At 28.2% G+C, this 11,511-nt stretch carries 10 protein-coding genes and 1 other annotated feature; of the genes, 8 read left to right on the top strand and 2 right to left on the bottom strand.

The features are described from left to right. The 6 genes from ytxC to pheT all read left to right on the top strand — a co-directional run. Positions 1-638 (top strand): putative sporulation protein YtxC (gene ytxC, locus ARA56_RS09165; RefSeq protein ID WP_055265957.1); only part of this gene is annotated, 638 nt, incomplete at its 5' end. Between the two features lie 248 nt (positions 639-886). Then, complete coding sequence (locus ARA56_RS09160) at positions 887-2,233, top strand: TrkH family potassium uptake protein (protein WP_055265956.1); 1,347 nt, start codon at positions 887-889, stop codon at positions 2,231-2,233. A gap of 10 nt (positions 2,234-2,243) precedes the next feature. Continuing rightward, positions 2,244-2,915 (top strand): potassium channel family protein, encoded by a 672-nt coding sequence (locus ARA56_RS09155; protein WP_055265954.1) that lies wholly within the window; start codon positions 2,244-2,246, stop codon positions 2,913-2,915. Between the two features lie 11 nt (positions 2,916-2,926). After that, positions 2,927-3,709 (top strand): TrmH family RNA methyltransferase, encoded by a 783-nt coding sequence (locus ARA56_RS09150; RefSeq protein WP_055265952.1) that lies wholly within the window; start codon positions 2,927-2,929, stop codon positions 3,707-3,709. A 61-nt stretch (positions 3,710-3,770) separates the two neighbouring features. Beyond that, positions 3,771-3,991, top strand: a binding site (T-box leader). Between the two features lie 70 nt (positions 3,992-4,061). Further along, positions 4,062-5,081, top strand: coding sequence for a phenylalanine--tRNA ligase subunit alpha (gene pheS, locus ARA56_RS09145; protein ID WP_055265949.1), 1,020 nt, complete (start codon positions 4,062-4,064; stop codon positions 5,079-5,081). 17 nt (positions 5,082-5,098) lie between these two features. Then, a complete protein-coding gene (pheT, locus tag ARA56_RS09140) occupies positions 5,099-7,477 on the top strand; it encodes a phenylalanine--tRNA ligase subunit beta (protein WP_055265947.1) in 2,379 nt (792 codons plus the stop codon). A 276-nt stretch (positions 7,478-7,753) separates the two neighbouring features. Here the strand turns inward: pheT and ARA56_RS09135 are convergent, their stop codons facing one another. Continuing rightward, positions 7,754-8,635: a DUF2156 domain-containing protein gene (locus ARA56_RS09135; RefSeq protein WP_055265946.1), complete on the bottom strand. Its 882-nt coding sequence runs from the start codon at positions 8,633-8,635 to the stop codon at positions 7,754-7,756. A gap of 201 nt (positions 8,636-8,836) precedes the next feature. Here ARA56_RS09135 and ARA56_RS09130 point away from each other — a divergent pair, with 201 nt between their 5' ends. Next, a complete protein-coding gene (locus ARA56_RS09130; RefSeq protein WP_055265944.1) occupies positions 8,837-9,373 on the top strand; it encodes a hypothetical protein in 537 nt (178 codons plus the stop codon). A 79-nt stretch (positions 9,374-9,452) separates the two neighbouring features. Here the strand turns inward: ARA56_RS09130 and ARA56_RS09125 are convergent, their stop codons facing one another. Continuing rightward, positions 9,453-10,370, bottom strand: coding sequence for a radical SAM protein (locus ARA56_RS09125; RefSeq protein WP_055265942.1), 918 nt, complete (start codon positions 10,368-10,370; stop codon positions 9,453-9,455). Between the two features lie 144 nt (positions 10,371-10,514). On the opposite strand from ARA56_RS09125, the gene ARA56_RS09120 reads away from it, so the two are divergent. Continuing rightward, on the top strand, positions 10,515-11,405 hold the full coding sequence (locus ARA56_RS09120) for a cell division protein ZapA (RefSeq protein ID WP_055265940.1): 891 nt from the start codon (positions 10,515-10,517) through the stop codon (positions 11,403-11,405). Positions 11,406-11,511: the final 106 nt, after the last annotated feature.

Genomic DNA, 11,511 nt, shown 5'->3' with positions numbered 1-11,511 from the left:
ACTTTCTAATGGAAAATTACTTTTTTTTAAAGCAAGATGAAATATTAGAAGTTGAAGAGATTATTATGAGCGTTTTAAAAGGGGATTCTACAGTAAATGATGATAGAATGATATATTGTATAAATAAAGTGAATTCTATAATTGAAAAAATAAAAGAATGTTTAGAAGAAAATGAAGAGATTAATATTCAAGGGTTTATAACTTTTAGAATGAAAGAACTAAGGCAAGGGATTGAAGATATAATAGAAAAAGTTGTAGAAGAATACATGGTAGAAAAAGAATATAAGGAATTTGTGAAATTATTAAAATACTTTGTTGATATTCAAGAGAGCAGAATTGATGAAATAAATATTTATATACAAGATGGTGGAGGATATATTATTAAAGATAAATATGGTAATGATATATTTGAAGAATTTATTAAAGAACTTTCAGAGTGTAAGGTAGATACAGAAGCTAATATAGAGGATATTATAATAAGTGGCTTAATTACTAATGCACCTAAAAGTGTAATAATTCATGGGAAAGATAAATGTAATAATAAAGAGTTCATAAATACAATAATTAATGTCTTTGGCGAAAGAGCATATTGTTGTAAAGGATGCAGTGAGTGCAAAATAGTTAAGACAAAAATCTAGTTATGTTATTATTAAGAAAAATATAGTTTCTAATTTTTAGATTTAGGAATTATTAAAATAGATTATTTTAAGGCGACTAGGATAGTCGCCTTTATTATATTACTAATAAAATTTTATACAGTACTATGAAAATAAATGTAAAGATGGTAAAATACATGGAGGACAAATATTACTACCCAACAAATAAAAATAATATATGTAGAGCAAAATAATAAAAGTAGTTAAAATGAAACCTACGAGGTGAGGATATGCAATTTAATTTAAGAAAAAGTAATAAACTTAAAGGAGTACAGATTTTAGCATTAGGTTTCTTAGTAGTGATATTAATAGGTGCTATAATTTTAACGTTACCGATATCATCTGCTACTAGACAATATACTAATTTTTTAGATGCACTATTTACATCAACATCAGCTGTTTGCGTAACAGGGTTAGTAACGCTAGATACTGGAACTCATTGGAGTATGTTTGGTCAAACAATTATTATGCTTTTAATTGAAATCGGTGGCTTAGGATTTATGTCTTTTACAACACTGATAGCAATTATATTAGGTAAAAAAATAACATTAAGAGATAGGTTGATATTACAAGATGCTATGAATACATTTAATATTCAGGGACTTGTAAAGATGGTTCAATATGTATTAACATTTACTATAACTGTTCAACTATCAGGGGCACTTTTATTTTCAACACAGTTTATTCCTAAATATGGAATAGGTAAAGGGATGTTCTATAGTTTATTCCATTCTATTTCAGCTTTTTGTAATGCTGGATTTGACTTGTTTGGTAACTTTTCAAGCTTAACAAGTTATAGTAGTAATTGGGTAGTTATATTAGTAGCTAGTGCTCTAATTATTATTGGGGGTATTGGTTTTGCTGTTTGGATTGAAGTATATAACTTTAAAAGTATGAAAAAACTTTCTATACATTCTAAAATGGTTATTTTAGTTACTGCTATTTTGGTTGTAGGAGGAACAATACTTATGTTTATTTTCGAACATAATAATCCAAATACATTGGCAAATATGAATATAGGAGATAAGCTTGTAAATTCATTTTTTGCAGCTGTAACTCCAAGAACTGCAGGATTTAATTCTATTTCTACAGATGGAATGACAAATGCAGGTAATTTATTAACAATTATACTTATGTTTATAGGTGGATCTCCAGGATCAACAGCTGGAGGAATTAAAACAACTACAATAGGAGTATTAATAGTAACTGTTATTTGTGTTATTAGAGGTCGTGAGGATGCAGAAGCATTTAAAAAAAGATTTCCTAAAGAGTTAGTATATAAGGCTTTTACATTATTTTTTATAGGTGGAGTTTTAGTGATGAGTGCTACTATGCTTTTATCATATACAGAACAAGGAGCATCATTCCTTTCACTTTTATATGAAACTACATCAGCTTTTGCAACAGTAGGATTAACTGTAGGATTAACTCAACAGCTTACTGAAGTAGGTAAGGTTTTAATAATGATAATGATGTATTTAGGTAGAGTTGGCCCATTAACAGTAGTTCTATCATTAATGAGAAACAAAAAAAATAATGGTGTAAAATATCCAGAAGGAAAAATTCTAATAGGTTAGGAGAGTAATTATGTCAAAAAATAAACAATTCGTAGTTATAGGGTTAGGGAGATTTGGAGAGTCTGTTGCAAAGACACTTTATGGATTAGGCCATGATGTATTAGCTATAGATATGGATGAAGATATGGTTCAAGAGATTTCAGACTCTGTAACACATGCAGTACAAATGGATGCAACTGATGAGTCAGCTCTTAGAACGTTAGGGCTAAGAAATTTTGACGTTGCAGTAGTAACAATAGGTTCAAATATACAAGCTAGTGTTATGGTAACACTTCTAGTTAAAGATCTAGGAGTTAAATATATAATAGCAAAAGGACAAAGTGATTTACATGCTAAGGTATTATATAAAATAGGTGCAGATAGAGTAGTATTACCAGAAAAGGATATGGGAGTGAGAGTAGCTCATAATCTTGTATCTGCAAGTATTTTAGATTATATAGAACTTTCACCTGATTATAGTATAATGGAAATGAAAGCTTTAGAAGAGTGGAATGGAAAGAATCTTACAGAGTTAAAGCTTAGAAGTAGGTATGGAATTAACGTAATGGCTATAAAGAAAGATGATGATATAAATATTTCTCCAAGTGCTGATGAAGTTATTTCTTCAGATGATATAATAGTAGCTATTGGATCAGCAGAAGACTTAGCTAAAATAGAAGAAATTATGGCTAAACAAAAATAGAGGTGTATAAGTTGATATCAATAGAAAGTAAAGAAAATGCTTTTTTTAAATTAGCTAAAAAGTTAAAAGATAGAAAAGGTAGAAGTAAAGAACAAAAATATATAATCGAAGGTTTTAGGTTGATACAAGAAGCATTTAAAGCAGGATGCAAAGTAGATTCTATTGTTGTAAATAATGATGGTGCAAAGAAAATAAATCAATATTTAGAACAGTATATAGACTGCGTAAAAGTATATTTAATGGAAGATAGCCTTTTTTCGCAGCTTACTTCAACTGAGAATCCACAAGGTATAATTGCATTATTAGAAATTGAAGATAACAGAGAAAATTTAAATGGTGATTTTTATCTTCTATGCGATAAAGTTCAAGATCCTGGTAATTTAGGAACTATAATTAGAACTGCTCATGCAGCAGGAGTAACTGGAATAATATTAACAAAAGGTACTGTAGATATATATAACGATAAGGTTATTAGATCTACTATGGGTTCTATATTTTATGTTCCAATAATACATGATAATGATTTAACTTTTTTAAAAGGACTAAAAGATGATGGATTTAGCTTAGTTGCTACATCTCTTCAAGAATCTAAGGATTTCTTTAGAGAGGACTTAAGTGGAAAGATAATTCTTTCAGTAGGAAATGAAGGAAATGGTATCAGTGATGAAATATTTGAAATGGCAGATATCAAAGTGAAAATACCAATGCCAGGTGGAGCAGAGTCATTAAATGTAGCTATAGCAACATCAATAATTTTATTTGAAAGAGTTAGACAAAATATATCAAATAAATAAATTTACATAAAACTATTGAAAATATTGTCTTTTAGATGTATAATCAGTTGTAATTTAATATAAAAATACTATGATTGAGAGAGTAGATATAAAGACTTTTTCAGGGAGAAAAGGTCATGACTGTAAGCCTTTTTATTAGAATTTATATTGAAGTTCGCTCAGGAGTACTAGCTGTGAAACAAAGTAGTAGCTAGCGGTTTTTGCCGTTATTAAAATTAAGTTGGATATTTGTTTTATAATAAATATCAATTAGGGTGGTAACGCGGATATTCCGTCCCTTTGTAGGGGGCTGAATATCCTTTTTTTATTGAAAAAAATACCATAATTTAATTCGTTAGAAGGGAGAATACAAATGCAAGAAAAATTATTAGCAATTAAAGAAGCTGCTTTTGATGAAATATCTGCTGCAGAAAATAGTGGAGCATTAGAAGAAATAAGAGTTAAATACCTTGGGAAAAAAGGGGAACTTACTACTATTCTTAGAAGTATGGGAGCTTTATCAAAAGAAGAAAGACCAGTAGTTGGGAAGTTAGTTAATGAAGCTAAAAATGAAGTAGAAGAAAGATTAGAAGAGGTTAGCAAAAAGATTAAAGAAAAAGAAAAGAATGCTAAACTTGCTAGTGAAGTTATAGATATATCGTTACCTGGTAAAAGAAATGTTATAGGGAAAAGACACCCATTAGATTTAACATTAGAAAGTATGAAAGAAATATTTATTTCAATGGGATTTACTGTAGAAGAAGGTCCAGAAGTTGAATTAGATCATTACAACTTTGAAGCATTAAATATACCTAAAGACCATCCAGCGAGAAGTGAACAAGATACTTTTTATATAAACGATAATATAGTACTTAGAACTCAAACTTCTCCAGTTCAAATTAGAACTATGGAAAAACAAGAACCTCCTATAAAGATGATATCTCCAGGGAAGGTTTATAGATCAGATGCTGTAGATGCTACTCACTCACCAATATTCTATCAAATGGAAGGTTTAGTAATTGATAAGGGAGTTACTTTTGCAGATTTAAAAGGAACTTTAGAATTATTTGCTAAAAAGATGTTTGGAGATAAGGTAGTAACTAAATTTAGACCACATCACTTCCCATTTACAGAGCCATCAGCAGAAATGGATGCAACTTGTTTTGTATGTGGTGGTGAAGGTTGTAGAGTATGTAAAGGAAGCGGATGGATTGAAATACTAGGATGTGGAATGGTTCATCCTGAAGTATTAAGAAATTGCGGAGTAGACCCAGAAGTTTATAGTGGATTTGCCTTCGGATTTGGTGTAGATAGAATGGTTATGCTTAAATACGGAATAGATGATATCAGATTATTATACGAAAGTGATATGAGATTTTTAAATCAATTTTAATTAGGAGGTAAAGTGAGATGAAAGTACCATATAATTGGTTAAAAGATTATGCAGAAGTAAATGTAGATGCAGTTACATTAGGTGATAAATTAACTCTTTCAGGTTCAGCTGTAGAAGAGGTTATTATACAAGGTGACAATATAAAAAATGTTGTGACGGGTAAAATTACTAAGATTGAAAAGCATCCAGACGCTGATAGATTAAGTGTATGTCAAGTAAATATTGGGGCTGAAGAAGAAATACAAATAGTTACAGCAGCAACTAATATGAAAGAAGATGATGTAGTTCCAGTTGCTCTTCATAAATCAATTTTAGCTGATGGAACTGAAATTAAAAAAGGTAAGATGAGAGGTGTAGTATCTAACGGAATGTTCTGTTCTGAAGAAGAATTAGGAATTGCTGGAGATGAACCAGTTCATGGATTAATGATATTACCACAAGATGCACCTCTTGGAATGGATATAAAAGAATATTTAGGATTAAATAAAGCTATATTAGATTTTGAAATTACTTCAAATAGACCTGACTGTTTAAGTATAGTTGGTATGGCTAGAGAAACAGCAGCAACGTTAAGAACTTCTTATAAGATGCCAAATATGAGCTATGAAGTTAAGTCATCAGCTAATATTAATGATGAATTAAAAGTTGAAGTTAGAGATGATTTATGTAGAAGATACATGGCTAGAGGTGTTAAAAATGTAAAGGTAATGCCATCGCCAGGTTGGATGCAAGAAAGACTTTTAGAAGCAGGGGTTAGACCTATTAATAACATAGTTGATATAACTAATTTTGTTATGTTAGAGATTGGTCAACCAATGCACGCTTTTGATGCTAGACAAATAGAAAGCGGTAAAATAGTTGTTGAAAAAGCTAAAGATGGAGAAAAGTTCACTACTTTAGATGAAGTTGAAAGAGAATTAACTTCAGATTTCTTAATGATTAAAGATGGAGAAAAGTCTGTTGCTATAGCTGGAATTATGGGTGGATTAAACTCAGAAATTCAAGATGATACAACAGAAGTTATTTTTGAATCAGCAAACTTTGAAGGAACTAATATAAGAGTTAGCTCTAAGAAGTTAAACTTAAGATCTGAAAGTTCTTCAAGATTTGATAAAGATATAGATCCAAACTTAGCTAAACTTGCAATAGATAGAGCTTGTGCACTTATTTGCGAACTAGGTTGCGGAAAAGTTATGGAAGGAACTATAGATGTTTATAATCAAGTTAAAGAAGAAGGTTCTATAACTGTAGACTCAGCTTGGATTAATAAGTTCTTAGGAACAGAGATATCTAAGGAAGAAATGAAAGAAGCTTTAGATTCTCTAGATTTAAAAACAGAGATTAACGGTGAAATGTTAGTAATAACTATACCAACATTTAGAATAGATATAGCTATAAAAGAAGATATTGCTGAAGAAGTAGCAAGAATTTATGGATATGATAAGATTCCAACAACAGTATTTAAGGTATCAACTGAGAGAGAACCTAAATATAAGAATGAATTACTAACTGATAAAGTTGTAGATATAATGATTGGTAGTGGTGTAAATCAATCTATTAGCTACTCATTTGTATCACCTAAGGTATTTGATAAAGTTAATATACCTGAAGATAGTGAACTTAGAAATGTTGTAAAGATAAAGAATCCATTAGGTGAAGATTACAGTGTAATGAGAACTACTACTTTACCATCAATAATGGAATGTTTAGCTAGAAACTACTCTAGAAATAATGATTATGTTAGATTATTTGAAATAGGAAGAGTATATATTCCTAATGAAGTAGAAACTGAGCTACCAACAGAAAAGAATATTTTAACTATAGGTATATATGGAGATTGCGATTACCTTGATCTTAAAGGTATAGTTGAAAATGTAATCGAAGGATTAGGGATAGATAAAGCTAAATATGCTCGTGAAAGTGAAAATCCAAGCTACCATCCAGGAAAAACTGCTGCATTAATGGTTAGAAATAAGAAAGCAGGAGTATTTGGAGAAGTTCACCCAGATGTAACTGAAAATTATGGTATAGATGTAGATTGTTATGTTGCAGAATTAGATTTAGATATGTTATTCCAAGCAGCAACAACTGTAAAGGCATATAAACCATTACCAAAGTTCCCAGCTGTAACTAGAGATATTGCACTTTTATGTGATGACTCTATATTAGTTGCAGATATAGAAGATTGTATAAGAAGAGCTGGTGGAAACTTAGTAGAGAAAGTACAATTATTTGATATCTATAAGGGAGCACAAATACCAGAAGGTAAAAAGTCAATTGCTTACGCTATAGCTTACAGAGATGAAAAGAAAACTTTAGAAGATAAAGATATATCTAAAGTTCACGATAAAATTCTAAAAGCATTAGAACACAAACTAGGAGCTGTGTTAAGATAAGTAAGCCTCCAAATCTTAGATTTGGCAAGGCGAACTTACTCCTTCGACCTAAGGAGAAGGAGTTTCTCATAAAAAATTAAATCACAGATTTAGCTAGTGAAAGTTATACAGAGTATAAATGACGATCCAAATCTTGAAGTTGGATATCGGAATTTATGCATAGCTAAGTAAGCCTCCAAATCTTAGATTTGGCAAGGTGAACTTACTCCTACGAACGTATGTGAGTAGGAGTTTCCTTTTAACTTAAAAACAAAGTAGTAATTCGCTTTTGAATTACTACTTTATTTTTATAAAATATTTATTTAAAACTTTATAAGGGTGATAAGATTCTTTTGATTTTTGCAAACCTTCATGACCACAATCTTCTTCTCTATTTACGTAGATAGTATCACTAAAGCTTGTTTTTAAAAATTCATTATTAATAAAAGCATATACACCACGATAGTTTGCATTACATTTTTCGATATGGATTATTGCTGAATCTTTAAATTTTTCTCCAATTGAAAAACCAACTAACTTGTTATCAACATATAATGCTATAGATTTCAAAGATAAATCATCAAGTGAATATAAAATATTTTTTACAGCTATAGGTTCTATCAATAGCTCTTTAGAGCAAATACATTTTTTATTTTCCCATTTATTTAGAAGATCTAAGCAGTCTTCAATAATTTTTTCATTATTAATAGACGAATAATTGTAGTTGTATAAATTAATAAAATTATTGTAATGATTTCTTTTTTTATGATACTTCTTCCCTTTAAGGTTTATCAAATCACTAGTAAGATAGATATATTCAAATGATTTTTTATTTTCAAGTATTTCTAAGTCATAATTGTTTTTTAGTAGCTCAATATGATCACTATCAATATCACCTAATAGATATTGATAATTTTCATAGTTTGATTTTAAATAATCTAAAGTTTTATATAATGATTCTACATTTTTATAATAAGGCATCATGAAGAAAAAGCCTTTTTCATCATCATATTTTTGAATTACTAAGGTATCGTAAATAGTAGTTAAATTAGTTTTACAAAGGTCTTTCCATAAATATAGTGAATTAAAAGAATATTCATATGAAGATGTATTTATAAAATTAGAATAGTAGTTTATCAAGTTTTTATCTTTATAAGAAATTGGATGTAAATCTAACAAAACTGTCCTCTCCTTTGTGAAAAAATATATATAGTTTATAATATTTTTTTAGAAAAGAGATGGTGATAATTATAATGATATTTAGAAAGATAAATAGAAACTTGTAATTATATATGAATATATGTAAAATATAAAAGAAAAACTATTAAGTATTAATTAATAAATTTCTATTATGAAGAAATAGACATTAAGGAGTAGACAATGAGTAGTATAAATAATAAAGTTTTAGAAGAAAAAATTGGACAACTTAAAAAAGCTATTGAGATAGTTGGTGGACAAGAAGAAATAATAGATAAGTGGAGTAATAATGACAAAATAATGAATTATATTATTACTAAACTTTTTGAAGAAGGTAAAGTAACATTTAATGTTTGTAATAAAGAATACTCTATAAATGAATTATTAGGTATAAAATTAGATTATGAGAAATATTTCTTAAAAAATAAAAATAAAACTATTGAGAATATAATTTATAAGATTAAAAAGTATGATACTAGTCTTGATTCATTAATAAGAAAATATAAAAAGACAAGAGGAATTGAAGAATATAATAAAATGTTCTCTACATTAGAAAAGACGTATAGAAGAGATATTAATATGATAATTTTAAGAGAAGTTGATAATGTTGCAGTAGAAGCATTGTTTGCTGGTGAAGAAGAAAAGTACTATGGGGAATACTTAAATCAAAAAAAGAAAGCATTACTAGATGGAGTTATCAGTAAGATGGGAATAGTTTAATTAATAATTAAGAATTAGTAAACAAGAATTTATTTATAAAAGTCAGCGAAAGCTGACTTTTTATATTAATTATTAATCTTTAACTATCTATAGATTTTACTCCTTCATTTTTAAAGCTAGGAACGTAACTTTCGGAACTAGTACCTTCCTCTTGGATAAATCCGTTTTTTACACCTATACTTATTGCATAATTTACAAGTGAATCATAAATTTTAGGATTTATAGATTTATTTATTTCCGGAAAGTTCTTAGCATTATGTAAAGGAGTGTATTGATTCATAAAAGATATATATATATCATCTCCGAAGTTGTTATAAAGTGTATCTATAACCTTCTTAGAATCAAACAAAAGACCAGGTAGTAATAAATGCCTTACTATAACTCCTTTTTGAATTATATCATCTTTGAATTGTGGCTTACCTACTTGTGAAACCATTTCTTTTATGATTTCTAATGTATTTTTGCTATAACCTTGAGCCTTTGAATATTTAATTGCATATTTATCATCAAAGTATTTAAAATCTGGTAGATAAACATCTATATATCCATTAAGCATTTTTATAGTTTCTAATGAATCAAATGAATTAGTGTTATAAAGTATAGGAATATTAAGTCCTTTGCTTTTTGAGATTTTTAAAGCTTCAATTATTTGAGGTACATAATGTGTTGGTGTAACTAAGTTAATATTATGGGCTCCTTGAAGTTGAAGTTCTAAAAATATTTCTGACAATCTTTCTATAGATATTTCTAAGCCATTTCCTTCTTGTGATATAGAGTGATTTTGGCAAAATACACATTTTAAGTTACAATTAGAGAAGAAAACTGTACCAGATCCGTTATTTCCAGAAATACATGGCTCTTCCCAATAATGAAGTTTAGCTCTTGCTATTTTTAATGAAGCAGTAGAATTACAAACACCTATTTGGCCATTAAGCCTATTTACATTACAGTTTCTTACACAAAGAGTACATTTTTCTAATAAAAAATTATAGTTCAATATAAACACCTCTATGAAAGTATATCAAGGTTAAGAAAATTTATCAAATAATCTCCTAAACTGTGGTATTAACTAAGGAAGGTATAGTTATTTAAAGCTTAATATGGTATAATATAAGTAATTATAGTAAACGAGGGGTGTAACATGAACACGGTAACGGTTAAGATAAATGGTGTGGAATATAATTTAAAAGGCAAAGAAAATGAAAAATATCTGTTAGCAGTAGCAGAGTATGTTGATGGTAAGTTCAAAGAAATATCAGCAAATAATAATAAGCTAAGTACCACAGCTGTTGCTGTATTATCAGCCTTAAATATTGCTGATGAATATTTTAAGTGTGAACTAGATAATGAAGAATTAGTTAAAAGAAAAAATTCTTTAGAAGAAAAGTGTATGGCTCTAAAAGAAAGACTTAAAGAAGTTAAGGTAGATTCTGAAGAGTATAACAAAACAAAGAACAATGAGATTGATAATTTAAAAAGTATTATTTGTTCTATGGAAGAGAAAATTAAAGAAGTTGATAATTTATATAGTACAATAGATAATTTGCATAAAGAATTAGAAGAAACAAAGCAAAAGTTACAAGCTGAAAAGGAAGAATTAGAAAAGAATTTTGTAACAAAAACAGAAGAGTTAAAACAAAATTTTGCTTATGAAAAAGATAGTTTAACAGACTCTTATGATAGAAAAGTAGAAGAATTAAAGAATGCTTTAGAAGGTAAAAAACAAGAACTTACTTTACTTAATTTAAAAAATGAAGAGTTGAAAAAAGCAGAGGTTTCTTTAAAAGATGAAGTAATATTAAAGGAAAAAGAAATTGAAGAGTGTAAATATAATAGTGATGAAATTAAAAAACTAAAGAGTAGAATAAATAGTATAGAAAATGAAAAAGAAGTTCTTAAAAAGAGTAATAAAGAGTTGAAGTTCAAATTGCAAAATTCAAGATATAAATTATTAGACTTAGAGAAAAAATTAAATGATGCAAATTTTAACCTTGCAATAGAGAAAAAAATAAAAAATCCATTGTTAAAATAAGAGTCTGTCCTATTGCGGACAGGCTTTTCTTTTAGAAATATGGTTAAGTTAAGATGGAAAAGTAAATATATTTATGATATAACAAAATAAGTACAAAATAAACAAA

This window comes from Clostridium disporicum (assembly GCF_001405015.1).
In the GTDB taxonomy this organism is placed as follows: Bacteria; Bacillota; Clostridia; order Clostridiales; family Clostridiaceae; genus Clostridium; species Clostridium disporicum_B.
This window is presented reverse-complemented; position numbering and strand designations above follow the sequence as displayed.

Coding starts and splice junctions, on each gene's coding strand:
- ARA56_RS09120 (WP_055265940.1), top strand. CDS start 10,515: ATGAACACGGTAACGGTTAAGATAAATGGTGTGGAATATAATTTAAAA.
- ARA56_RS09155 (WP_055265954.1), top strand. CDS start 2,244: ATGTCAAAAAATAAACAATTCGTAGTTATAGGGTTAGGGAGATTTGGA.
- pheS (WP_055265949.1), top strand. CDS start 4,062: ATGCAAGAAAAATTATTAGCAATTAAAGAAGCTGCTTTTGATGAAATA.
- ARA56_RS09130 (WP_055265944.1), top strand. CDS start 8,837: ATGAGTAGTATAAATAATAAAGTTTTAGAAGAAAAAATTGGACAACTT.
- ARA56_RS09160 (WP_055265956.1), top strand. CDS start 887: ATGCAATTTAATTTAAGAAAAAGTAATAAACTTAAAGGAGTACAGATT.
- pheT (WP_055265947.1), top strand. CDS start 5,099: ATGAAAGTACCATATAATTGGTTAAAAGATTATGCAGAAGTAAATGTA.